Source organism: Dactylosporangium sp. NPDC051485 (assembly GCF_040682015.1).
Lineage (GTDB): Bacteria > Actinomycetota > Actinomycetes > Mycobacteriales > Micromonosporaceae > Dactylosporangium.
The window spans coordinates 15,267-36,477 of sequence record NZ_JBFAZW010000024.1 but is presented as its reverse complement, the minus strand read 5'-3'; the positions used below and the strand labels follow the sequence as shown (position 1 = coordinate 36,477).

The window sequence follows — 21,211 nt, the reverse complement described above, 5'->3', positions numbered from 1 at the left end:
GCCTGCCGGTCGGCCGGCCCGCCGGGTCCAACCCGGTCGAGCCGGCCTACCCGGCGACCTCCCGTGACCGCAGGCGCGAGCGCAGCCGCTCATCCCGCTGCGACAGCGCGGCACGGGCCGCCTCGGCCGGCCACGGGTACACGCCCGAGCCGGTCTTGAGCCCGAGCCGCCCCGCCCGTACCCGCCCCAGCAGCTCCTGCGCAGGCGCGAACCGCTCGCCCAGCTGCCCGGCCAGGTACTCCAGGATGCCCTGGTACACGTCCAACCCGTTCATGTCGGCCACCTGGAAGGGACCGTAGTCCCCCAGCCGGAACCCGAACGAGTCGCGCACGATCGCGTCGATGTCCTGCGCGGACGCGACGCCCTCCTCGAGGCACCGGAACGCCTCGGCGATCATCGCGAACTGGATGCGGTTGCCGACGAACCCGGCCCGGTTCGCCACCACGGCCGGCGACTTGCCCACCGACCGCAGGAACGTGGCCACCCGGTCCACCACCGCCGGATCGGTGCCGCGGGCGGGCACCAGCTCGACGCACGGCACCAGGTAGGCCGGGTTGTACCAGTGCATACCCAGCGCGCGACCGCTTGCGCCGAGGTCGCCGACCACGACGTCGATGTCGAACGAGGATGTGTTGGTCGTCAGCACCGCCTCGCCGCCGACGCACCCGGCGAGCCGCTGCCACACCTCGCGCTTGGCCTCGAGTACCTCGGGGATCGCCTCGACCACCAGCTCGGCGCCGTCGACCGCCGACGCCAGATCGGCCGCGGACCGCACCCGCGCGAGCGTGCGCGCCGCCTCGTCCGCGGGCAGCTCGCCGCGGCGAACCGCTGCCTGCACGTCCTCGACCAGCGTGGCCCGGCCCGCCTCGGCCAGCGCTTCGTCGCGGTCGCACAGTGACACCGCAACGCCCCGCCCGGCCAGCAGCCGGGCGATGCCGCGACCCATCGTGCCCGCGCCGACGATCGCGGCCCGTTCGAATCCGTCCATCCGCTACGCCGGCTGGACCCGGACGATCGCGTCCACCTCGGTGGGACTGCCGGTGGGCAGCGCCGCGACACCCAGCGCCGTGCGGGCATGCGCACCTCGCTCCCCCAGTACCCGCAGGAAGGCCTCGGTCGCCGCGTCCGCAACCAGATGCTGGTCGGTGAACCCGGGCACGCTGGCGACGTAGACCGTGATGCGGTCGACCTGCGCGATCCGGTCCAGGCTGCCCAGCTCCCGTTGCAGCACGGCGAGCACGTTGAGCGCGCATTGCCACGCGCAATCCCGGGCCTGCGCCAGGCTCAGTGCGCCGTCGCCCACCGATCCGGTGTGGCGCAACGACCCGTCGGAGCCGACCGCGGTCTGGCCGGAAACCGTCACCAGACCCTCGTCGTGCCGTAGCGGCAGGATGGCCGGGCGCGGCCCACCGGCCGGCGGGGGTCCGTCGGTGACGAGCGTGGACAGAAGCGACGATGCTGTGGTCAAGGGTTCCTCACCGGGATCGGGCGAGCCGCGGCTCGCGGGTAGGGGCAGCCGGGCGCCTGGCCCGGCTGGTCGGTGGCGTGCCCGCCGATCGGGCTTCGTCGCCACCGTGATGCGCGGTGGAGCCGCGCACGATGAGCTCGGCCGGCATCGTGACCCTGCGCGGCGCGGTGGCCGGCTCGGCCACCCGCGCCAGCAGCAACTGCACCGCGATGCGGGCCATCTCCGCGGTCGGCTGCCGGACCGTGGTCAGATCGAAGGCGTCCCACGACGCCATCGCAATGTCGTCGTACCCGACGACCCACACGTCGTCGGGTACCGCTCGGCCAAGCGACCGGGCGCCGTCCAACGCGCCGAGGGCGGTCAGGTCGTTGACGCAGAACACCGCCGTCGGCGGCCGGGTCAGCGACAGCAGTTCCCGCATGGCTTCCCGCCCGCGCCGGTAGGTGAAGTCGCCGCCGCGGCGATAGTCTTCAGGCAGCGCGAGCCCCACGGCCGCCAAGCCGCTGAGGAAGCCTTTCTCCCGGTCCGCGGACGTGCTCGGCGCCGCCGGGCCGCCGATGTAGCCCACCCGCTGATGCCCCGCGGCGGCAAAGTACCTCGCGATCCGCTGGCCGCCGACCCGGTTGTCGCTCACCACCTGGTCACACTTCCAGCCCGGCATGGCCCGGTTGAGGGTGACGGCCGGTGCGCCGGCCCGCATCGCCTCCCGCAGCGCCGCCGACTTCGCCGTCGCCGCCGTGAACAGCACGCCGTCCAGCACACCCTGCCGGATCGCCTCCAGCGCCGCGTCCTGCCCCGGACCCGCGGACGTCCACAGCGCCATCCGGCATCCGGCACTGCCCAGCTCCGCGCTCAGCTCCTCGATCAGTCCCGGGTAGAACGGGTTGGTCAGGTGCGAGACCACCACGCCGACCGTGCCGCTGCGCCGGGTCCGCATCGCCCGCGCCAACGCATTGGGCTGATACCCGATCTGCGCCGCGGCCTCCAGCACCCGGGTGCGTGTCTCAGCCTTGACGGGACCGGCGTCGCGCAGCACCCGCGAGACCGTCGCCTGCGAAACACCCGCCACCTGTGCCACGTCCCTACTGGTGACCATCAGTACCTCCTGCTCCCGCGGCTACCGGGCTGTCCATCCGCCGTCGACCACCAGGGTATGACCGGTGATCAGGCCGGCCATCGGCCCCACGAGGAACGCTACCGCCGCGGCCACGTCGTCCGGCTCGCCGAAGCGCCCCAGCGGGATCCGTGCAAGGAACGCCTCGCGCAGCTCCGGCCGCTCGAGCGTGGAACGGGTCAGGGCGGTGCTGACGAACGTGGGCGCGACCGCGTTGACCCGGATCCCGTGAGCGGCGAGCTCGATGGCCATGACCCGGGTCAACGCCGTGACGCCGCCCTTGCTCGCCGCGTACGCCGCGCGCTCCTCGATGCCGACCAGCCCGGCCTGCGAACCGATGGTCACCACGCTGCCGGGACGCTGCGCCGCGACGAGCCTGCGGGCGACCGCCTGGGTGAGGAAGAAGGCACCTTTGAGGTTGGTGGCCTGAATCTCGTCCCAGGACTGCTCGTCCACCTCGAGCATCGGTTGGGGCCGGTTGACGCCGGCGTTGTTCACCACGACGTCCAGCGGTCCCTCCGCCCACACCCGGCCCACCACGGACTCGAACGAGGCCACGTCACGCACGTCCAGCACACACGGCTCGGTGCCGTAGCGGCGCGCCAGCTCGCCGGCCGTCGCGGCGTTCCGGCTGGTGCCGACCACCGAGGCGCCCAGGCTCGCCAGGCCGTCGGCGATGGAACGGCCCAGGCCACCGGCGGCCCCGGTCACCAACGCCCGGCAACCGTCCAACCGGAAGTCCAGCCCCGCCCCCGCACCGGGCACCCGCGACTGCTCGCGGGTCACGACGCGGCGGCCGCGGACAGGTCGTGCTCCGTCCAGCTCAGCCGGTCGCCGGCGTACCTCGCCGCCCGCACGTCGCCGGATCGGGCGTGGCCCTCGAACAGCTCCACCCGGCTGGCCCGGCCGCAGAGCCGGCCCAGTTCGGCGCTCGCCTGCGGGTCGAGCACCTCCTGGTAGGTCACCGTCTTGAGGTACTTGCCGACCCACAGTCCGCCGGTGTATCTGGCCGCGCCCCGGGTGGGCAGCACGTGGTTCGTCCCGATCACCTTGTCCCCGTACGAGACGCAGGTGCCTTCGCCCAGGAATAGCGCGCCGTAGTTGCGCATCCGATCCAGCGCGTCCCGGGGCGTTGTGGTGAGCACCTCCACGTGTTCGCTCGCGAACTCGTCCGCCAACGCAAACATCTCGTCCGGGCCGGACACGACGTGCACCTGCCCGTGGTCGCGCCAGGCGGGCTCGGCCATGTCCCGCGTCGGCATGCCGGGCAGGATCTCGTCGATGTGCCGCAGCACCTGCTCGGCCAGCGGCCGCGACGTCGTGATCAGCACCGCCGGCGAATCGGGACCGTGCTCCGCCTGGCTCAGCAGATCCACCGCGACCACGAACGGATCCGCCGTGTCGTCGGCGAGCACCAGGATCTCCGTCGGCCCGGCGAACAGGTCGATGCCCACCTCGCCGAACAGCTGGCGCTTCGCCTCCGCCACGTAGGCGTTGCCCGGCCCGGCAAGCATGTCCACCCGGGAGATCGACTCGGTTCCGAGCGCGAGCGCGGCGATGGCCTGCACGCCGCCGAGAAGGTAGATCTCGTCGGCGCCGGCAAGGTGCAAGGCGGCGACGGTGGCGTCCGGGACCACGCCGCGGATCGGCGGGGTGCATGCCGCCACCCGGGACACGCCGGCGACCTTCGCGGTGACCACGGTCATGTGCGCGGAGGCCACCAGCGGGTAGCGCCCGCCGGGGACGTACGCCCCGGCCGCGGCGACCGGGATGTGCCGGTGCCCCAGCCGCACGCCCGGCAGTGTCTCCACCTCGATGTCGGTCATCGACGCTCGCTGATGTTCGGCGAACCCGCGAACCTGCGCCTGGACGAAACGGATGTCGTCGATCACGGTCTGCGGCACCCGCGCCACGATTCGCTCGATCTCGTCGCCGCTCAGCCGGAAGCTCGGCGGGCTCCAGCTGTCGAACTTCTCCGAACAGGCCCGCACCGCCTCGTCACCGCGCCGCCGCACATCGTCGATGATGCCCGCGACCACCTCGGCAACGGACTGCCGCTCCGGCCGACTCGGATGCTGCGCCTGCTTCAGAGCGGTCACCGGTCACCCCTGTGAAATCGTAGTCATGATTACGTAACCATAGCGACCGCCCGGCCGTCACGCCAGCGCCCGTTGCATGACCACATCGACCTGCCCGTCGCGGAGGTCACCGCCGCGGCATAGGCGCGGCGGCACCATGCCGGTCGTACCCGTCATCCGACAGGAACGTGGCAAGGTGGTCGGCCTCCTCGGCGACGGCGGCACGCTCGGAATGCGTGAACTGCCGTAGCGGCGTGACCCGGATGCCGCCCGAGTCGCAGGTCCACGTGGCGGACACCCGGCCGTCGACCAGCACGACCCGCGCTGCGGCGACGGACAGGCCGCGGTGGTCGTGGTCGATGATGCGGCTGCGGTCGTGGTACCCGAGGATGGCGTTGTCGAAGGCAGGCAGGAAGCGAACGGGCGCAGGCGTGTCCGGGCCGGGCCGCGGAGCGCCGGGCAGGTCGAGCAGTTCGCGGCCGCGTTCGTCGCGGAAACTGACCAGTTCGTCGCGGACGGCCGCCACGGCCTTGGGCAGCCCGGCCAGCCCGCACCACGCGCGCAGGTCGGCGCCGGCCGCGGGACCGAACGCGCCGAGGTAGCGCCGTACCAGATCCGCGCCGACCGGATCGGCCGAGTCCGAGGGCTCGGGCGCGGCGCTGCGGCCGAGCCACTGTGCCAGTGGCACGTAGCTTGCCCCGGCGGTGCTGCGCCAGGTGCCGCGCGGCGGGAGCTGGACCGCCGGCACCAGCGCCGCGACGACGGCTTCGCCCAGCGGCCGGGGCGCGCGGCCCGGATGCCGCTCGGCCAGCTCGCGCCCGATGGCGCCGAGCGAGCGGGGCCGGCCGTCGGACAGCAGCGCCCGGGCCTGGGCCGCGAGCTCGTCCAGGTCGAGCCCGGCGAGATCACGGGCGTACACACCGAGGATGCGCTGGCGCAGCAGCGCCTGGTGCCGAGGCCGCCAGTGCCAGGCGTCCTCGGCGGTGACCAGGTGCACGGTGCGGCGCATCAGGTGGAGCCGTACCACGGCGCGCTGTTCGAGCAGCCGTGAGAGTTCGGCGGGGTCGAAGCCGCGCATCCGCGACCACAGCCCGACGAACGGCTCCTGCGGTTCCTGCGCCTGCAACCCGCACAGGTGGCCCACCGCGTCGAGCACGGACGCGCCGGTGCGCTCGAGCAGGAACTGGCGGGCCAGGGTGGCGCGGTTGAGCGCTCGCGCGTCGAGGCGCTCGGTCATCCCCGGGCCGCCGCGGCGCGCTCGGCGGTGCGGCGGCGCCGCAGGTGGGGCTGCGCGAGTTCCGGCGGCACGTAGGAGACGTCGATCGGCCCGAGGTCGACGCCGGGCGGGACGACCTCGTCGATCCGGTCGAGGATGTCGTCGTCGAGGGTCGTGCCGGCGCCGGCGAGCAGGTCGTCGAGCTGGGCCGTGGTGCGCGGGCCGATGATGGCCGACGTGACCGCCGGGTGGGTGATGGTGAAGGCCAGGGCGAGGTGGGTCAGCGACAGCCCGGCCTGTTCGGCGATCGGGATGAGCCGCTCGACGGCGTCGAGTTTGCGCTCGTCGGTCATGTGTCCGGGCACCCAGTGCATCCGGGCCTGCGAGGACTGCGAGGCGCCGGCCTTGCGGTAGCGGCCGGTGAGCAGGCCCATGGCCAGCGGGCTCCAGACGAGGGTGCCGATCCCGTACCGCGCGCACACCGGGAGGACCTCGCGCTCGATGCCGCGGTTGAGGATCGAGTACGGCGGCTGTTCGGTGCGGAAGCGGGCCAGTCCGCGCCGCTCGGAGACCCACTGGGCCTCGACGATCTCCGCGGACGGCAGGCTGGAGTGGCCGAACGCCCGGATCTTGCCCGCCCGCTGCAGGTCGGTCAGCGCGGCGAGGGTCTCCTCGATGTCGGTGCCGGGCTCGGGGTGATGGACCTGGTAGAGGTCGATGTGGTCGACGCCGAGGCGGCGCAGTGAAGCATCGAGCGCGGTGACGATCCAGCGGCGGGAGTTGCCGCGCCGGTTGGGATCCGCACCCATCGGGCCGTTGACCTTGGTGGCGAGCACGATGTCGTCGCGGCGGCCGCGCAGGGCCTTGCCCACGATCCGTTCGGTCGCGCCGTCGCCGCCGTAGACGTCGGCGGTGTCGATGCAGTTGATACCGGCGTCGAGGGCCCGGTGGATGATGCGGATGCAGTCGTCGTGGTCGGGGTTGCCGTTCGGGCCGAACATCATGGTTCCCAGGCAGTAGGGGCTGACCTGGATGCCGGTGCGGCCCAGGGGACGCGTACGCATATGGCTCCTTCTTCGAGGCCGGGGAACCGGCACCGGGACGAGACGGCGGGGCTGGGCGCCGCCTCGTCCCGGTGCCGCGGAGCGGGGATCAGGCGTTGGCGTGCTGGGCGGCGACGTCGAGGATCCACGTGATGCCGAAGCGGTCGGTCAGCATCCCGAACGCCGGCGCCCACTGCGCCGGGCCGTACGCCTCGACGACGGTGGCGCCGTCGGCCAGCTTCGCCCACAGCGCGCCGACCTCTTCGACGGTCTCGCCGCGGACCGACAGGAAGAACGGCTCGCCGGTCAGCGTCATGCCGTGCTCGCGCCGCGTGGCGGGCGCCGGCGCGGTGCCGGCTCCGGCCTGGCCGGGCACGTCGTAGGCCATGACGCGGAAGCCGTCCCCGGCCGCGACCTGGCCCCAGACCACCTTGCTCGCGTCGGGCAGGTCCTTCGGCATCCCGAAGTCGCCGTACGTGATGACGATGATCTCGCCGCCGAACACCGTCCGGTAGAACTCCAGCGCCTCCCGGGCGTTGCCCCGGAAGTTGAGGTGGGCGGTGGTGGTGATGCTCATCGAGACTCCTGGTGAGAGTTGTTTGCGGTCATCACCAAGGTTCGGCGCCATAGGTGACAGGTTGTGGCACCTTCTGCGAGTAGCTTCAAACTCGTGCCGAAAACCTCTGGCCGGCTGCTGGCCCTGTTGTCGCTGTTGCAGACGCGCCGCGACTGGCCGGGCACGCTGCTGGCCGAGCGGCTCGACATCAGCCTGCGCACCGTGCGCCGCGACGTCGACCGGCTGCGCGAACTCGGCTACCCCATCGCCGCCGCCAAGGGTCCCGACGGTGGCTACCGGCTCAGCGCCGGCACCGAACTCCCGCCGCTGCTGTTCGACGACGAGCAGGCCGTCGCCCTCACCATCGCGCTGCAGGTCGCCGCCACCACCCTGGGCGACGGCACCGGCGAAGCGGCGGCACGGGCGTTGACCACCATCCGGCAGGTCATGCCGTCCCGGCTCCGGCACCGCGTCAACGCCCTGCAGGTCACCGCCGTCGAACGGCCCACCACCCGGCCGGCTGCCCCGATCGACGCGGGCGCGCTCCTGGCGATCAGCTCGGCCGTGCAAGCCCACGAGATCCTCCGCTTCGACTACGGCCCCGAGACCGCGGACAAGCCCCCGCGCCGCGTCGAGCCGCACCACGTCGTCACCTGGGACGGACGCTGGTACCTCGTCGCGTGGGACCTCGACCGGTCGGACTGGCGCACCTTCCGCGCCGACCGGATCACCCTGCGCATCCCCAACGGACCCCGCTTCACGCCCAGGACGCTGCCCGGCGGCGATGTGAGCACCTTCGTCACCGGCAGGTTCCGCGGCGCCGACGACGGCACCACCGGCTGGGCCTGCCAGGGCACCGTGATCCTCGACCTGCCGGCCGCCACCGTGGCCCTCTACACGCGCGACGGGATCGTCGAGGAGCTCGGCCCGGACCGCTGCCGGCTCACGCTCGGCTCCTGGTCCTGGCCCAGCCTCGCCGCCGCCATCGCCCGGTTCGACACCGAGATCGAGGTCGTCGGCCCCGCCGAGCTCGCCGGCGCCTTCGGCCGCCTGGCCCGCCGCTTCGCCAGGACCGCCGCCGCGGGAACGCCCGTCTGAGACTGCGCCGCACCGGGATCGAGGTCGTCGGACCCGCCGAGCTCGCCGACGCCCTCGGCCGCCTGGCCCGCCGCTTCGCCAGGACCGCCGGCGCGGGAACGTCCGTGTGAGACTGGCCGCATGGATGCCAAGCGGGTGCAGGGAGCCGGGTTCGCCGCGCTGATGGGGGCCGCCGCCGGGGCGGCGCTCACGGCCCACCGCGGGCCGCGGGCCGCGCTGGCCGGGGCCCTGGTCGGCGGCGGCGCGCTCGCCGCGATCGACGGGGCGGCCCGGGCGATGCAGGGGCCGGACGAGATCCCGGCCGTGTGGGCACGGATCGCGGCCAGCGGGGCGATCGCCGCGCCGATCGGGTGGGCGGCCGGCAAGGCCGGGGCGAGCCCGCTCGCGGTCGGCGTGGCCAGCGGCGCGATCGCCGGGGCGATGGGCGTGCGGCCGCAGAAGGTCGCGCTCGGGCCGGTCGTCGGCCTGGCCGTCGGGGCGGCCATGCGCAACCGGCCACCGGCGCAGGTCGCGGCGGCCGGCGTGGTCGCCTTCCGGACCGTGTCGCAGCTGGTGTTCCGCGACCCGCAGGTGGCCCTCGTCGCCGGGAGCGCGCCCGCCGAGTCATTGCCATTTGTCGTACCGCTGGAAGCCCGCACCCGCTATGTCGGCACCGGTTACGTGCGAGCGCTGGCCGACGCGATCGGCGGGACGTACCGGGAGGCGGCCGAGGACGTCGGGATCGTCGCCGACCTCGACGCGCTTGCGGGTCCCGACTTCGACCCGGCCAGCGTCGACCCGCTGGTGCGCGAGTTCTACGAGCACACGACCCGGTTCACGCTCGACATCGTGCCCCGCTGGCGGGCCTGGGCGCGGCCGGGCTACCTGCTGTACCGCAACCTCGTGGCCCGTCCCCTGGGCCAGGCCAACGTGCCGATGAACCAGCGCGAGATCCAGCAGGGCATGCACAGCCGGATCGACACCATCAGCGGCGCCGACGGGGTCGTGTCCACGCGCGGGTGGATCCGCAGCTTCGCGGACAGCGGGGAGCCGATCTACGTCGGCATCTACACCACCTACCGGCACGGCGAGCGCGGCTACGTCAGCGTCGGCTTCCCCCTGCCGCAGGCCAACTTCACCGCCACGCTGGCCCCACGCCCGCGCGACGGGGGCGGGCTGCGCCTGACCAGCCGCGGCGCGGACGGGCAGACCGGGCACTACCTGAGCTTCATCGACCCGCAGACGCGCAACCTGTCGACGGTCGCGGTGCACGGCTTCGCCGAGGAGCTCGACGTCTACGTCCGGGACGGGCAGCTGCGGGCCGACCACGCCTTCTCGCTCTTCGGGCTGCCGTTCCTGACCCTGGAGTACCGCATCAGCCGGAAAGCGTAGCCACGAGCTCCGGCAGGCGGCCGAGGGCGCGGGCGCCGGCGATCGGGTCGGAGTAGTCGCGGGTGTGCACGATGCGGCCGTCGCGGATCGTCATCACCATCACGAAGCGCAGCGTGAACGGGGCGCCGGTGGCGACCATCGCGCCGTGCACGTCGTACTCCGCGATCACCGTCCCCGGCTCCGCGGTCTCGTGGATGTGCACCCCGGACAGTCCGGTGTAGCGGCGCACCGCCCGGCCGGCGGCGAAGCGGGCCCGCAGCTGCTCGCGGGTGGTCTCGATGCGCGGCGGGACCAGGCCCGGGACGGCGAACGGCATTTCGATGACGACCTCGTCGGCGTAGAAGTCGGCGAGGTCGCCCGGGACGGCGGAGACGGTGACCTGCAGGAAGCGCTCGACGAGCGCCCGGGGACTACTCATGAATCGGAGTGTACGCTCCGATTCGCCCGGGTGGAAGTTTCGCGGGCCACCCATCGACAGCCACCGGGACCCCGCGACGGATCATGCGCCGGTACAGTGCCTCGCGTGTCCCTCCAACGCCTCCTGTGGATGCTGGTCGCGGTCGCCGTCATCACCGCCAACAGCATCGCGGCGAACCGAGACTCCGCCGCGGCCGATGCGCCGTCGGCGGCTGCGCTGGCCGCCTTCTTCGGCTGCTCGGCGGCCAAGCCGCGCCCCTACTCCGGGGCCCGGGAGACCGTCGCCTGCAAGGAGGACGGCTTCGACGTCACGGTGATGACGTTCAATGACAACACGCAACGCGACGCCTGGGTGAACAGCGAGAAGCTCGTCGTGGCCAGTGCCGGCTTCATGGGCGTCTCGGCCGCGCTGATCTCCGGTGACCGCTGGGCGGTGGCGACCGGCGATGTCCCCACGGCCGAGCGGCTCCACGCGGTGGCGGGCGGGTGGCGGGTATGACGGCGGACGCGGCGGCTCGGCCGCCGTTCCGGCTCGCCGCCGGTGGGGCGGGCGCCCGGGTCGAGTGGGCCACGTGGGGCCTGCTCGCCGTGGCGGGCGTCTTCGCCGTCGTCGCCGCGTTCGACCTGGCCGACCTGCTGCGGGTCCGGGCCGGGCTGCCGGCGCCGGACCTACACGTCCTGCAGGCCGGGCTGGGTCTCGGCACGGGCGAGATGGTGCTGTTCCACGTGCTGCTCGCCGCGCTCTGCGCCTGGTACCTGTTCAACGTGGCCGCGCTGCGCGGGCTCGGCGAGCAGCCCGCCGCGGTCCTGCGCACGATCCCGCTGACGCTGTTTCAGGTCGGCGCCGCGGCCACCCTCGTGGCGGCGGCGACCCTGCCCCGCGCGGACTTCATGGCCGCGCATGCGTTCGGCGTGCGCCTGGAGTGGATGATCCCGATCCTCGTGGCCCGGCTGGCGCTGACGGCCCTGCTCGGCGTGGCCGTGCTCGGGCTGCGCCGGCGGCTGTACGCTGCGATGCTGCGCTCCGGCGTGGCAGCGCTGCCGAGCACGCCGCCGGAGCGCATGACGCTGCTCGAGATGTCCCAGCGCGCCGCCATGTTCGCGCCGCCGCTGCCCGTCACCGGCGACGCGTGGTGGTCGGAGGTGGCCGACCGGGTGGCGGCGGCCGGCTCCGCGCTGCCGCTGCTGGAGCGCTCGGGCGAGCAGCGCCGCTGGCACCGCGTGGAGCCCGGCGCGGACCTGGCGGCGCTGCGCGAGTCGCTGCAGCCGGGCGCGACCGTCACCCTGTTCACCACCGAACCGGTGGACGAGGACCGCTATGACCCCGACGCCCTGAGCGCCGTGGTGCGCTAGGCCGTGCTGTCACACGGGGTCGGGTCGAGCTGGTCGACCTGCCCACCACCGGCGACCCCGGGCGCGACTTCGACCTGGCCGCGCTCGGGATCGTGCGGGTGCTGCCGGACGGCTCCCGCGTTCCACGCCCCGGCCGAGCACGGCCGCAGGCGCGCCGAGAGCCGCTCGGGTCAGTCGCGGGTGACGGTGAACATGTAGCAGCCGTAGGAAATGTTGCGGCTGTCGACGCGGACCACGGCCGGGTCGGCGAGGATGTCGGCGAGCTCGGCCTCCGGGGCGGTGCCGTCGTGGGTCCGGGTCGCCGGGTGGATCCAGCCGCGCTCGTCGTACGCGCGCAGCACCTGCGGGCGGCCGCGCCAGGCCTCCGGGTAGCCGCTGCCGGACGGGCCGTCGCACCGGGTGGCGTGGGCGAAGACGGCGCCCATCTCGCGGTACGGGCTCGGGGGCAGCAGCGGTTCGTAGCCGAACAGGATCAGCTGCTCGCCGGCGGTGGCGTTGCGCAGGCAGCAGCGCAGCGGCTCGCCGCCCTCGGCCTCCATCCGCTGGACCGGGTGGCCGGAGACGTCGGTGCCGGCGGTGCGCACGGACTCGATGTGGGCGGGGTCGATGGCGTGAACGGTGAACATGCTCCAAGCGTGCGAGCCCGGACGCGCGAATGCTGGCGGGAATCGGGCGTGGCATTCGGTGCCGGACGATCATCCGTGGCGCGGCGGATGGCGCTGCCCGGGCCGGCCGCCGCGCGGCTGACACCCAACGCGGCGATCCTCGTGGCCGGGCAGCACAACCTGGCGCATCGCTGCGCTCCGCGCAACGCCGCGCTGGAGCGCATCGAACGGGCCGCGAAGGGTCAGGCGGCCGCCTCGCGCAGCCGCCGCTCGGCCGCGGCCGCGTTGCGGTGCAGGCGGATGGTTTCCGCGCTGAGCAGTTCGCGCCCGACCTCGGTGAGCCGATAGTAGCGACGCAGCCGCGACGCGACGACCTCCTCCCGGTCCACCACGATCAGGGCGTCGGCGCGCAGCCGGTCCAGGATGCCGTAGAGGGTGCCCGCCTGCAGGCGCACCCTGCCCTCGGAGATGCGGCGCACGTCGTCCAGCACGCTGTACCCGTGCTGGGGCTCGGCCGCGAGGGCGGTCAGGACCAGGAACGTCGGTTCGCGCAACGGTAAGCCAGTCATACCCATCACTATATAAAGACTGTCGATATATACAATCAACCGATCGGCCAGGCGATCACGGGGTCAGCGACGCCGGGGCGGCCGAGACGAACGGCACGGCCAGGAAGGCCTTGGCGCCGACGGCCACGGCAGACAGCAGGAGCCGGCGGATGCGCATCGACCAACCCTTGCGGATCGGGGCCTCCACTGGGGAATTAGTAAACTGTCTTAACAGCAACGGGTCAACGCTTCAATACCCTCGACTACCCGACGAGGTCGAACAACTACGGTGCGTCGATCCATGGTGGCATCCCTGCCGGCCGCTACCTCGCGCCCTGGGGCCGCAGGGACAGGCGCAGCAGCGTCTCGGCGCAGGCGTGGACCTGGGCGAGGGAGACGCGCTCGTCGGGGCAGTGGCCGTAGCCCTCGCCGGGGCCGTACTGGACGGCGGGGATGCCGGCGGCGGTGAGCAGGCGCAGGTCGGAGCCGTACGGGGCGCCGACGACCGCGGGCGGCTGCGTGCCGTGGGCCTCGACGTGGGTGTCCAGGAGGCGGCGGACCAGCGTGCTGCCGGAGGGGCAGCGGCCCGAGGCGAACTGGCCGCCCCACCACTCGACCGTGACCGGGTGCTCCCGCAGCCACGGGTCGGCGGCGCAGGCCCCGGCCACCGTGGCCTCGAAGGCGGCCCGGGCCTCGGCCACCGGCTCGTCCAGGGCCACGCCGAAGCGGCCCTCGGCGACCAGGAGGTCGGGGACGGTGGAGGCCCAGTCCCCGGAGCGCACGGTGCCGATCTCCAGCGGGTAGGCGATGTCCCAGCGCGACATCATCGGGTCGACGGCGGCGTTGCGGGAGGCCTCCAGGGCGCGCAGGACCGGGAAGATCAGCTGGAACTTCTCGACCGCGCTCACGCCGGAGGTCCGGGCGCAGGCGTGGGCGGCCCTGCCGGGGACGCGCAGGCGGAAGGTCAGGGCGCCACCGTTGGCGGCCAGGACGTCGAGCGCGGTGGGCTCGGTGATGACGCAGGCGCCGGCCCGCCAGCCGCGGGCCAGGGCCGCGTAGGTGCCCAGGCCGCCGTCCTCCTCGCCCACCACGGCGGCGAGGAGGAGGTCGCCGGGCGGGGTCGCCCGGCCGCGGTGCACGGCCAGGAACGCCGAGAGGGCCGACACGAAGCCGCCCTTCATGTCGCAGGCGCCCCGGCCGTGGACGTGCTCGCCGTGCACGGCGCCGGACCACGGGTCGGTGGTCCAGGTCGCCGGGTCGCCGGGCGGGACCACGTCCAGGTGGCCGTTCAGCATGAGGCTCGGGGCGTCCGGGTCCCGGCCGGGGAGGCGGGCGACCAGGCCCCAGGCCTCCTCGCGGGGGACCTCCATGCCCGGGAAACCGGCTTGCGCGGCGAGCTCGGCGACCGGGATCCGCCACAGGTCGAGCTCGATGCCCTCGGCGCGCAGCAGGGCGGCGACGTGGTGGACGATCTCGCTTTCCGCGGCGGTGCCGCCCACACTGGGGATGCGGATCAGGTCGGTGAGGGTGGCGGCCGCCTCGGCGCGGGCGTCGCGCAGGGCATCGAGGGCGGGCTGCAGATCTTGGTTCACGGGGGCAATCTATGACGCTGACGCTCATGTCGTACAACATCAAAGACGGTGGCGGCGCACGGCTTGCGGCCATCGGCCGGGTCATCGAGGGCGCCGGGCCCGATGTGGTGGCGCTGCAGGAGCTCCGCGGCGAACCGGCACTGGACGCGGTGACCGGCATGCGGCAGTTCGTGGCGCGGTCGCGGTGGGGGCAGCCGGTCGGGCTGCTGGTCGGGCGGCACCTGCGGGTGCTCGGCGCCGGGCGGGTGCGACGGCCGTGGCACCACGCGGCGGTCTGGGCGCGGCTGGCCACGCCGATCGGGGCGCTGACCGTGATCGGGGCGCACCTGTCGCCCTATTGGGGGCGGGTCCGGCGGGTGGAGGCGGGATGGCTGGCCGCGTTCATGCGACGGCACCGGCCGGCGGTACTGCTGGCCGACCTCAACACCCTCGACCCCTACACCGACCACGGGCTGGAGGTGGCGCGGCTGCCGATGCCGTACCGGCGGCGGCACGTGCACGGCCTCGCGCACAGGCCGGACGTGCGGGCAACGGCGCTGCTGGCCCGGCGGGGGCTCGTCGACGTGTTCCACGCGTGCGGCCGCGGGCAGCCGTGGACGGTGCCGACGACCCGCGGCGGCGGCGCGGAGTTCACCCAGATGCGCCTGGACTACGTGCTGGCCACGCCGGGCGTGGCCGGGCGGTTCACCGAGTGCTACGCCGTGACCGGTGGGGAGGCGGAAGCCGCTTCGGATCACTACCCGCTGGTGGCCCGGGCAGCGTAGAGACCTGCGCGGCGGCGGCCTGGGCGGCGCTGCCGGAGGTACGCGGGTCGATCTGCTCGCGCGGCGGGGGCTGGCGGCGGTGGCCGCCGAGCGGCGGGTTGGCCACCCAGCGCACGATCGGGCCCTGGCCGGGCTCCGGCAGCCAGCCGATGAAGCGCTTCCACAGCTGCTCGGCGCCGATCTGGCGCAGGTCCTCGGCGGCGTCGGCCACCCGCAGGGCCATGAGGGTGCGCAGCTCGGCCGGATTGTCGGCGTACTCGGCGACGAGCTGGCCGCGCTTCGCGGCGCACGGCCACGGCTCGGCACACCCCGTGCACCGCCACGTGGGCCGGGCCGGGATGTGCGCCTGCGTCACCCAAGGCTCCCGGGCCGGGCGACCTCGATGCGTCGCATGGCGTAGACGAGCACCGAGTTGCGGGCCGACACGTACTGGTCGCACGGCCACGGCTGGCCGCAGTCGCGGCACAGCTCGCCGCGCTTGAGCTTTGCGGCCAGCCAGGAGCGGGGGCGCGGCTGGTGCCGGCGGCGCTGGCGGACGAGGTCGGGCAGCTCCATCGCGGTTCCTTAGTTCGCCGTGGTGGGACGGGGGAACGGCTCCATCTCCGCCGGCACCAGCCGGGGCCTGGTGAGGCGGAGCGTGGTGTGCAGCACGTGCTGGTGCGCGCCGAGGTGCGGGGCCGGGTGGTGCGGGCGCCGCCGGGTGCCCTTGGTGCGGTACATGGCCGCGTCCGCCCGGTGGATCGCGTCGGCGAGGTGGGCGTAGGGCTCGACGGGGACGAGCCCTACGGACACGCTGACCGTGACGACCTGGCCGCCCAGGCGCATCGGCGCGGCGAGCGCCTCCGCGAGCCGGTCGGCCTGCTCCTGCGGGCTGCCGGGGCGGCCGGCGAGGAGTCCGGCGAACTCGTCGCCGCCCAGCCGCGCCACCAGCCCCGTGCCGGCGATGTCGGACAGGCGGCGGGCGGTCGTCACGAGTACCTCGTCGCCGGCCGAGTGGCCGAACGCGTCGTTGATCTGCTTGAACCCGTCGACGTCGAGGACGATGGCGACGAGCGGGTGCCGGGCGCCGCCCGCGACGAGCTCGGTGCCCCGCTGGTAGAAGGCGCGCCGGTTGGGCAGGCCGGTGAGCGGGTCGTGACTGGCCGCGTGCCGCTCGACGGCGAGCTCCCCGGCCAGCCGCTCGGCCAGCCGCTCCGCCCGTTCGGCGTGCCGCTCGGCGCGACGCGCGCGCAGATAGAGCGGAACGGCCGCGCACGTCCCGACCGCCGCGGCCGTTGCGGCCAGAAGGGCGAGGGGATCCATGCGCGTGTCCTCTCCATAGATCGCAGCTGGGGAAGCCGCCCGATCATTTGGGAGCGAACGTCCGGTTTTGATCACGAACTGTGAGCAAACCCTGACATCCGCACATGCGCTAGCATGCGCTTTATCGGCTGCAGAAGCAAGAGCCGATGCACGTGCAGACGCCGCTTGCTTGGTGAACTTTCAACCAAGGGTCTCAAGAGAGATGTCAATGGATCAGACGTACAACGGGATGCCGGCCGGCCACCTGACCGGTGTGACCTGGCAGAAGAGCCGCCGCAGCAATCCCAGCGGCAACTGTGTCGAGCTGGCCCGCCTCACCGACGGGACCGGCTTCGCGATGCGTAACTCGCGCGACCCCGAGGGGCCGGCGCTGATCTACACCTACGAGGAGATCGCCGCGTTCGTGGGCGGCGCCCGTGACGGCGACTTCGACAATCTGTTGAGTGAGTAACGAGACCCGAAAGACGAGCAGGCTCGCCCCCCGCCCGTAGAAGCGAGCCCACTCCCCCTTACTGTCGGGTCATGGCATGCTTACTCCGGCGTCGCGCGGGAAGACACACGACACACCGGAGGCAAGCACGGTGACGACCGGTCTCACTGAAGGTGGCGCATCCGGAGGCCCCACGGTCCTCCGGATGCTCCTGGGCGCGCACCTCAGGCGCCTGCGCGAAGCCCAGGGCGTCTCCCGCGAGGACGCCGGCTGGGAGATCCGCTCCTCGGAGTCGAAGATCAGCCGGATGGAGCTCGGCCGGGTCGGCTTCAAGGAGCGCGACGTCGCCGACCTGCTGACCCTCTACGGCGTGGACGACCAGGAGGAGCGCACCCGCCTGCTGGCGCTGGCCCGCGACGCCAACAACCCCGGCTGGTGGCACCGCTTCGGCGACGTGCTGCCCGGCTGGTTCCAGTCCTACCTCGGGCTCGAGGCGGCCGCCTCGCTGATCCGCACCTACGAGGTGCAGTTCGTGCCGGGGCTGCTGCAGACGCAGGAGTACGCCCGCTCGGTCGTCCTGCTCGGCCACGGCCGGGCCAAGCAGGACGAGATCGAGCGCCGGGTCGAGCTGCGCATGCAGCGCCAGCAGGTCCTGTCCCGCCCCGACGCGCCCCGGCTGTGGGTGGTCGTCGACGAGGCCGCGCTGCGCCGCCCGATCGGTGGCCTGGACATCATGCGCGGCCAGATCGAGGCCCTGCTGGAGGCCAACACCAGCCTGCCCAACGTTCGGCTGCAGGTGATCCCGTTCAACGCCGGCGGGCACGCCGCGGCGGGCGGCGCGTTCACGATCCTGCGCTTCCCGGACGAGGACCTGCCCGACGTGGTCTACATCGAGCAGCTCACCTCGGCGCTGTACCTCGACAAGCGCGACGACGTCGACCTGTACGCGGAGGCCATGGAGCGCCTGTGCGTGGAGGCCCGGCCGCCGACGGAGACCTCGAAGGTCCTCGAGGAGATCCGCAAGGACCTCAACTGATCCTGCCGCGTCCCGCGGGTGCGGTTCACCGTCGAGCTGTGGGCTGACGGACGCGTCGACAGGATCCTCACGGGCGTCCGGCGGCATGGTTAGATTCCGGCGGATGCCCGCCCGAATCGAGGAGCGTACATGGCCGGACCGTCACGCATCGTCGTGCCGTTCGAGGGCGAGGGGGCCGGCCGCGGCCCGCTGTCCTGGGGTCAGCTCGAGAACTGGAACGCCGTGCGGGCCCTCGGGCACTGGCTGCCGCTCGGGGGCGCGCTGCCGGTGCCGCCCGGCACGACGATCGACGACCTCGTCGACGACCTGCGTTTCAACCTGCACCGGTACGTCACGCTGCGCACCCGCCTGCACCTGTCCCCCGGCGCCGAGCCGGAGCAGGAGGTCCACGCGTCGGGCGGGCTGGAGGTCGAGGTCCTCGAGGGGGCCGACCCGGAGGCGGTGGCCGAGCGGTACCGCAGCGGGCCCTTGAACTTCGCCACCGAATGGCCGATCCGGGCCGCGATCGTGACCCGCGACGGCGCCCCGTCGCACCTGGTGGCCCTCGTGTCGCACTTCGCCACGGACGCCGCCGGAGCCCGGACCATGCTGCGCGAGGTCGCCGAGCGCCCGTCCGCGCCGGTCGCCGGCCTCGCCCCCCTCGCGCAGGCGGCGTGGCAGGCCTCGCCGGCCGGGCGGCGGCAGAACGCCGGGGCGATGCGCCACTTCGAGGCCGTGCTGCGGGCCATGCCGGCGCAGCGGTTCGACGCCCCGGCGGCGCCGCGCTCGCCGCGGTACTGGCGGGCCCGGTTCGACTCGGCGGCGCTGCCCCTGGCCCTGCGGGCGCTCACCGCGCGGCTCGACGTCGACCCGGCGGTCACGCTGCTGGCCGTGTTCGCCGCCGCGGTCCACGAGACCGCCGGGCGCAACCCGGTCGTGGTGCGGCCGCTGGTCAGCAACCGCTTCCGGGCCGGGCTGGACAGCGTGGTGTGCACCGCCGTGCAGGCGAGCCTCGCGCTCATCGACTGCGAGGGCGGCATCGAGGACATCGCCGAGCGCAGCCGGAAGGCCGCGCTGGCCGCGTTCAAGCACGGGTACTACGACCCGCGCGACCTGTGGGCGGTGCGCGACCGGGTCGCGGCCGAGCGCGGCGAGCCGCTGGAGATCGGCTGCTTCCTCAACGACCGGCGCGGCCCGGTGCCGATGGACTCGCCCGGCCCGACGGAGATCGAGGCGGCGCGGCCCGCGTCCCGGCTCGACTGGATCACCCGGCAGGACCACCCCGGCCTGGAGCCGCTCATCCTCGACGTCGAGGACGACCCGGACAGCCCCGGCGCGCTGCGCTGCATCGCCCACACCGACACCGCCGTGCTCGCCCCGCGCGACGCCGAGCGGATCCTGTGGAACATGGAGGCGCTCGCGGTGTCCTTCGCCCACCCGGCCCGCTTGTCGTGACACCGTTTTCTCAGCGGCGGGTCGCCTGATTCGTCAGGATCGCGCCGGCGATGACGTCGAAGAGGTGATCGGCGCGGGGGGCGAGCGCGGGTTGGTCGCCGACCCACGCGAGCGCTCCGGCCAGTGCGTACAGGTCGGTGCCGTCGATGTCGGTCCGCGCGGCGCCTGCGGCCTGGGCGCGGGCGAGGAGCCGGGCGCCGGCGGCCCGCATCGCGACGCACGAGGCGTGCAGCGCGGATTCCGGGTGACGGTGCTCGTCAACGGCGCCGCGGGCGGTGTGGGGCACTTCGCGGTGCAGTTGGCGAAGTGGAAGGGTGCACGCGTCATCGCGGTGGCATCGGGCGCGCACGAGTCGTTCCTGCGTGAGCTCGGCGCCGACGAGTTCATCGACTACACCAGGAGCCGCCCCGAGGAAGCCGCGCGCGACGTCGATCTCGTGCTCGATACGGTGGGCGGTCGCGACAGCAGTCGTTTCCTTCGCTCGCTCAAGCGCAGCGGCGCGCTGTTCCCGGTGTTCTTCGGCGAGTACGACCCCGACGACGCCGCGAGGCTGGGCGTCACGATCTCGGGCACCCAGGTGCGCTCGAACGGCCCGCAGCTCGCAACACTCGGACACCTGCTCGACGAACAGGTCCGCCCCCGCGGCCCGCAGCCCGCGTACCGCGTCGGCGCGGGTACGGTGCGCGTCGGCATCGACAGCACGTTCCCGCTCTCGGAGGCCCGGGCGGCACACGAACGAGCCGCCCGCGGCCACATTCAGGGCAAGATCGTGCTCACCGTCGCGTGAGGGCGAGCCAACGTGGATCTCGACCCTGCGCAGCGGTTCGCCGTCCAGCAGACGCCCATGCAGCCACGCGTCACGAGAGCCTTTTTTGTCATACCCCGCTGCGAAGATGCGCTCATGCACTTCGTCGAGCACGGCACCGGAACCCCCGTCCTGGCCATCCACGGCTGGACCCCCGATCACCGCCTCATGCTGGGCTGCCTGGAGCCGCTGTTCGCGCGGCGCCCCGGCTACCGCCGGCTCTACCCCGACCTGCCCGGCATGGGCCGCACCCCGGCGCCCGAGTCGATCGCGTCGTCGGACGACGTGCTGGCCGCCGTCGACGCCTTCGTCACCGAGCGCCTGGGCGACGAGCCCTTCCTGCTCATCGGCGAGTCCTACGGCGGCTACCTGGCCCGCGCCCTGACCCGTGCCCGCCCCGCCCAGGTCCGCGGCCTGGCCCTGATCTGCCCCATCGGCACCGAGGTCGAGCACGCCGGCCGCCACGTGCCGCCCCACGAGGTGCTGCGCGCCGATCCGGGCCTGCCGATCCCGCCCGGCTCCGGCTTCGCCGAGATGGCGGTCGTGCGGACCCCGGAGACCCTGCGGCGCTACCTCGAGGACGTCGAACCGGGCCTGGCCGCCGCCGACCACGCGGCCTTGGCCCGCATCCGCCGGCGCTGGGTGTTGTCCACCGACCCGGAGTCGGGCCCGCCGTTCGGCGGCCCGGCGCTGATCCTGACCGGCCGCCAGGACGCCTCGACCGGCTACCAGGACCAGCTCCCGCTGCTGCCCCACTACCCGCGGGCCACCTATGCCGTGCTGGACGTGGCCGGCCACAACCTGCAGTTCGAACAGCCGGCCCTGTTCGAGGCGCTCGTGGGCGAGTGGCTGGACCGGGTCAGGACCGAGCCGGGCGGAAGCTGACGTTCACCGCCGCCGCCGGGTCCTCGGCGCACAGGCGGTCCAGGCGGATCGGGGGTGGCTGACCCGCGGCACGAGGTGGCGCATCGAGTGCGGCGA

27 protein-coding genes are annotated in these 21,211 nt (G+C 73.6%); 10 read left to right on the top strand and 17 right to left on the bottom strand.

Features of this window, described 5'->3' with window-relative positions; translation table 11 throughout:
• Positions 1–46 precede the first annotated feature (46 nt).
• The 8 genes from AB0M46_RS16420 to AB0M46_RS16385 form a co-directional block, all read right to left on the bottom strand.
• Complete coding sequence (locus AB0M46_RS16420; protein WP_363336666.1) at positions 47–988, bottom strand: 3-hydroxyacyl-CoA dehydrogenase family protein; 942 nt, start codon at positions 986–988, stop codon at positions 47–49.
• Between the two features lie 3 nt (positions 989–991).
• Complete coding sequence (locus AB0M46_RS16415) at positions 992–1,468, bottom strand: RidA family protein (RefSeq protein WP_363336664.1); 477 nt, start codon at positions 1,466–1,468, stop codon at positions 992–994.
• Positions 1,469–1,475: 7 nt separating this feature from the next.
• The gene (locus tag AB0M46_RS16410) at positions 1,476–2,564 is read right to left on the bottom strand and encodes a LacI family DNA-binding transcriptional regulator (RefSeq protein WP_363336662.1); all 1,089 of its coding nucleotides are present in this window, start codon (positions 2,562–2,564) and stop codon (positions 1,476–1,478) included.
• 21 nt (positions 2,565–2,585) lie between these two features.
• Positions 2,586–3,368 carry an SDR family NAD(P)-dependent oxidoreductase gene (locus AB0M46_RS16405; RefSeq protein WP_363336660.1) on the bottom strand — a complete coding sequence of 261 codons (783 nt, stop codon included), beginning with the start codon at positions 3,366–3,368 and terminating at the stop codon, positions 2,586–2,588.
• The gene (hisD, locus tag AB0M46_RS16400) at positions 3,365–4,681 is read right to left on the bottom strand and encodes a histidinol dehydrogenase (protein WP_363336658.1); all 1,317 of its coding nucleotides are present in this window, start codon (positions 4,679–4,681) and stop codon (positions 3,365–3,367) included. Before hisD ends, AB0M46_RS16405 begins: the two co-directional genes overlap by 4 nt.
• A 106-nt stretch (positions 4,682–4,787) precedes the next feature.
• On the bottom strand, positions 4,788–5,897 hold the full coding sequence (locus AB0M46_RS16395; RefSeq protein WP_363336656.1) for a winged helix DNA-binding domain-containing protein: 1,110 nt from the start codon (positions 5,895–5,897) through the stop codon (positions 4,788–4,790).
• The gene (locus AB0M46_RS16390; protein WP_363336654.1) at positions 5,894–6,940 is read right to left on the bottom strand and encodes an aldo/keto reductase; all 1,047 of its coding nucleotides are present in this window, start codon (positions 6,938–6,940) and stop codon (positions 5,894–5,896) included. Before AB0M46_RS16390 ends, AB0M46_RS16395 begins: the two co-directional genes overlap by 4 nt.
• 88 nt (positions 6,941–7,028) lie before the next feature.
• Entirely contained in the window at positions 7,029–7,496 is a 468-nt protein-coding gene (locus AB0M46_RS16385) for a VOC family protein (RefSeq protein ID WP_363336652.1), read from the bottom strand.
• 93 nt (positions 7,497–7,589) lie between these two features.
• Here AB0M46_RS16385 and AB0M46_RS16380 point away from each other — a divergent pair, with 93 nt between their 5' ends.
• Both AB0M46_RS16380 and AB0M46_RS16375 read left to right on the top strand, forming a co-directional pair.
• Complete coding sequence (locus AB0M46_RS16380; protein WP_363336650.1) at positions 7,590–8,573, top strand: YafY family protein; 984 nt, start codon at positions 7,590–7,592, stop codon at positions 8,571–8,573.
• A gap of 120 nt (positions 8,574–8,693) precedes the next feature.
• Positions 8,694–9,944, top strand: a complete 1,251-nt coding sequence (locus AB0M46_RS16375; protein WP_363336648.1) for a hypothetical protein — start codon at positions 8,694–8,696, stop codon at positions 9,942–9,944.
• Here AB0M46_RS16375 and AB0M46_RS16370 read toward each other — a convergent pair.
• Positions 9,928–10,362, bottom strand: coding sequence for a nuclear transport factor 2 family protein (locus tag AB0M46_RS16370; protein WP_363336646.1), 435 nt, complete (start codon positions 10,360–10,362; stop codon positions 9,928–9,930). The two genes, AB0M46_RS16375 and AB0M46_RS16370, sit on opposite strands and share 17 nt — an antisense overlap.
• A gap of 105 nt (positions 10,363–10,467) precedes the next feature.
• On the opposite strand from AB0M46_RS16370, the gene AB0M46_RS16365 reads away from it, so the two are divergent.
• Together AB0M46_RS16365 and AB0M46_RS16360 are read left to right on the top strand one after the other, a co-directional pair.
• Positions 10,468–10,860 (top strand): hypothetical protein, encoded by a 393-nt coding sequence (locus AB0M46_RS16365; RefSeq protein WP_363336644.1) that lies wholly within the window; start codon positions 10,468–10,470, stop codon positions 10,858–10,860.
• The gene (locus AB0M46_RS16360; RefSeq protein WP_363336642.1) at positions 10,857–11,714 is read left to right on the top strand and encodes a hypothetical protein; all 858 of its coding nucleotides are present in this window, start codon (positions 10,857–10,859) and stop codon (positions 11,712–11,714) included. Before AB0M46_RS16365 ends, AB0M46_RS16360 begins: the two co-directional genes overlap by 4 nt.
• Before the next feature lie 170 nt (positions 11,715–11,884).
• Here AB0M46_RS16360 and AB0M46_RS16355 read toward each other — a convergent pair whose 3' ends face one another.
• The 4 genes from AB0M46_RS16355 to AB0M46_RS16340 form a co-directional block, all read right to left on the bottom strand.
• Entirely contained in the window at positions 11,885–12,340 is a 456-nt protein-coding gene (locus tag AB0M46_RS16355; RefSeq protein WP_363336640.1) for a DUF1203 domain-containing protein, read from the bottom strand.
• 221 nt (positions 12,341–12,561) lie between these two features.
• Complete coding sequence (locus AB0M46_RS16350; RefSeq protein ID WP_363336638.1) at positions 12,562–12,888, bottom strand: PadR family transcriptional regulator; 327 nt, start codon at positions 12,886–12,888, stop codon at positions 12,562–12,564.
• A 55-nt stretch (positions 12,889–12,943) separates the two neighbouring features.
• Entirely contained in the window at positions 12,944–13,075 is a 132-nt protein-coding gene (locus AB0M46_RS16345) for a hypothetical protein (protein WP_363336636.1), read from the bottom strand.
• A 115-nt stretch (positions 13,076–13,190) separates the two neighbouring features.
• The gene (locus tag AB0M46_RS16340) at positions 13,191–14,459 is read right to left on the bottom strand and encodes an ArgE/DapE family deacylase (RefSeq protein ID WP_363336634.1); all 1,269 of its coding nucleotides are present in this window, start codon (positions 14,457–14,459) and stop codon (positions 13,191–13,193) included.
• Positions 14,460–14,470: 11 nt separating this feature from the next.
• Between AB0M46_RS16340 and AB0M46_RS16335 the strand changes: the two genes are divergently transcribed.
• Positions 14,471–15,223, top strand: coding sequence for an endonuclease/exonuclease/phosphatase family protein (locus AB0M46_RS16335; RefSeq protein WP_363336632.1), 753 nt, complete (start codon positions 14,471–14,473; stop codon positions 15,221–15,223).
• On the opposite strand, the gene AB0M46_RS16330 is transcribed toward AB0M46_RS16335, so the two are convergent.
• From AB0M46_RS16330 to AB0M46_RS16320, 3 genes are read right to left on the bottom strand one after another with little or no spacing between them, the layout of a single operon-like run.
• The gene (locus AB0M46_RS16330) at positions 15,144–15,578 is read right to left on the bottom strand and encodes a hypothetical protein (RefSeq protein ID WP_363336630.1); all 435 of its coding nucleotides are present in this window, start codon (positions 15,576–15,578) and stop codon (positions 15,144–15,146) included. The two genes, AB0M46_RS16335 and AB0M46_RS16330, sit on opposite strands and share 80 nt — an antisense overlap.
• Positions 15,575–15,778: a hypothetical protein gene (locus AB0M46_RS16325; RefSeq protein WP_363336628.1), complete on the bottom strand. Its 204-nt coding sequence runs from the start codon at positions 15,776–15,778 to the stop codon at positions 15,575–15,577. Before AB0M46_RS16325 ends, AB0M46_RS16330 begins: the two co-directional genes overlap by 4 nt.
• A gap of 9 nt (positions 15,779–15,787) precedes the next feature.
• Positions 15,788–16,525: a GGDEF domain-containing protein gene (locus tag AB0M46_RS16320; RefSeq protein ID WP_363336626.1), complete on the bottom strand. Its 738-nt coding sequence runs from the start codon at positions 16,523–16,525 to the stop codon at positions 15,788–15,790.
• Positions 16,526–16,733: 208 nt separating this feature from the next.
• On the opposite strand from AB0M46_RS16320, the gene AB0M46_RS16315 reads away from it, so the two are divergent.
• From AB0M46_RS16315 to AB0M46_RS16305, 3 genes are all read left to right on the top strand, one after another.
• Positions 16,734–16,976: a DUF397 domain-containing protein gene (locus tag AB0M46_RS16315; protein WP_363336624.1), complete on the top strand. Its 243-nt coding sequence runs from the start codon at positions 16,734–16,736 to the stop codon at positions 16,974–16,976.
• A gap of 184 nt (positions 16,977–17,160) precedes the next feature.
• Positions 17,161–17,991 carry a helix-turn-helix transcriptional regulator gene (locus tag AB0M46_RS16310; protein ID WP_363336622.1) on the top strand — a complete coding sequence of 277 codons (831 nt, stop codon included), beginning with the start codon at positions 17,161–17,163 and terminating at the stop codon, positions 17,989–17,991.
• Positions 17,992–18,120: 129 nt separating this feature from the next.
• Positions 18,121–19,425: a hypothetical protein gene (locus AB0M46_RS16305; protein ID WP_363336620.1), complete on the top strand. Its 1,305-nt coding sequence runs from the start codon at positions 18,121–18,123 to the stop codon at positions 19,423–19,425.
• A gap of 10 nt (positions 19,426–19,435) precedes the next feature.
• On the opposite strand, the gene AB0M46_RS16300 is transcribed toward AB0M46_RS16305, so the two are convergent.
• Positions 19,436–19,636, bottom strand: a complete 201-nt coding sequence (locus tag AB0M46_RS16300) for a hypothetical protein (protein WP_363336618.1) — start codon at positions 19,634–19,636, stop codon at positions 19,436–19,438.
• Between the two features lie 33 nt (positions 19,637–19,669).
• On the opposite strand from AB0M46_RS16300, the gene AB0M46_RS16295 reads away from it, so the two are divergent.
• Both AB0M46_RS16295 and AB0M46_RS16290 read left to right on the top strand, forming a co-directional pair.
• Positions 19,670–20,212 carry a zinc-binding dehydrogenase gene (locus AB0M46_RS16295; protein ID WP_363336617.1) on the top strand — a complete coding sequence of 181 codons (543 nt, stop codon included), beginning with the start codon at positions 19,670–19,672 and terminating at the stop codon, positions 20,210–20,212.
• A gap of 114 nt (positions 20,213–20,326) precedes the next feature.
• Positions 20,327–21,115 carry an alpha/beta hydrolase gene (locus AB0M46_RS16290; protein ID WP_363336615.1) on the top strand — a complete coding sequence of 263 codons (789 nt, stop codon included), beginning with the start codon at positions 20,327–20,329 and terminating at the stop codon, positions 21,113–21,115.
• The last annotated feature ends 96 nt before the right edge of the window (positions 21,116–21,211 follow it).

What these genes read in the sequence shown, in the direction of transcription:
- AB0M46_RS16420 (WP_363336666.1), bottom strand. Translation starts at nt 988, where the DNA reads ATGGACGGATTCGAACGGGCCGCGATCGTCGGCGCGGGCACGATGGGT.
- AB0M46_RS16410 (WP_363336662.1), bottom strand. Translation starts at nt 2,564, where the DNA reads ATGGTCACCAGTAGGGACGTGGCACAGGTGGCGGGTGTTTCGCAGGCG.
- AB0M46_RS16395 (WP_363336656.1), bottom strand. Translation starts at nt 5,897, where the DNA reads ATGACCGAGCGCCTCGACGCGCGAGCGCTCAACCGCGCCACCCTGGCC.
- AB0M46_RS16390 (WP_363336654.1), bottom strand. Translation starts at nt 6,940, where the DNA reads ATGCGTACGCGTCCCCTGGGCCGCACCGGCATCCAGGTCAGCCCCTAC.
- AB0M46_RS16385 (WP_363336652.1), bottom strand. Translation starts at nt 7,496, where the DNA reads ATGAGCATCACCACCACCGCCCACCTCAACTTCCGGGGCAACGCCCGG.
- AB0M46_RS16375 (WP_363336648.1), top strand. Translation starts at nt 8,694, where the DNA reads ATGGATGCCAAGCGGGTGCAGGGAGCCGGGTTCGCCGCGCTGATGGGG.
- AB0M46_RS16370 (WP_363336646.1), bottom strand. Translation starts at nt 10,362, where the DNA reads ATGAGTAGTCCCCGGGCGCTCGTCGAGCGCTTCCTGCAGGTCACCGTC.
- AB0M46_RS16360 (WP_363336642.1), top strand. Translation starts at nt 10,857, where the DNA reads ATGACGGCGGACGCGGCGGCTCGGCCGCCGTTCCGGCTCGCCGCCGGT.
- AB0M46_RS16355 (WP_363336640.1), bottom strand. Translation starts at nt 12,340, where the DNA reads ATGTTCACCGTTCACGCCATCGACCCCGCCCACATCGAGTCCGTGCGC.
- AB0M46_RS16350 (WP_363336638.1), bottom strand. Translation starts at nt 12,888, where the DNA reads ATGACTGGCTTACCGTTGCGCGAACCGACGTTCCTGGTCCTGACCGCC.
- AB0M46_RS16335 (WP_363336632.1), top strand. Translation starts at nt 14,471, where the DNA reads ATGACGCTGACGCTCATGTCGTACAACATCAAAGACGGTGGCGGCGCA.
- AB0M46_RS16325 (WP_363336628.1), bottom strand. Translation starts at nt 15,778, where the DNA reads ATGGAGCTGCCCGACCTCGTCCGCCAGCGCCGCCGGCACCAGCCGCGC.
- AB0M46_RS16320 (WP_363336626.1), bottom strand. Translation starts at nt 16,525, where the DNA reads ATGGATCCCCTCGCCCTTCTGGCCGCAACGGCCGCGGCGGTCGGGACG.
- AB0M46_RS16315 (WP_363336624.1), top strand. Translation starts at nt 16,734, where the DNA reads ATGGATCAGACGTACAACGGGATGCCGGCCGGCCACCTGACCGGTGTG.
- AB0M46_RS16310 (WP_363336622.1), top strand. Translation starts at nt 17,161, where the DNA reads ATGCTCCTGGGCGCGCACCTCAGGCGCCTGCGCGAAGCCCAGGGCGTC.
- AB0M46_RS16305 (WP_363336620.1), top strand. Translation starts at nt 18,121, where the DNA reads ATGGCCGGACCGTCACGCATCGTCGTGCCGTTCGAGGGCGAGGGGGCC.
- AB0M46_RS16300 (WP_363336618.1), bottom strand. Translation starts at nt 19,636, where the DNA reads ATGCGGGCCGCCGGCGCCCGGCTCCTCGCCCGCGCCCAGGCCGCAGGC.
- AB0M46_RS16290 (WP_363336615.1), top strand. Translation starts at nt 20,327, where the DNA reads ATGCACTTCGTCGAGCACGGCACCGGAACCCCCGTCCTGGCCATCCAC.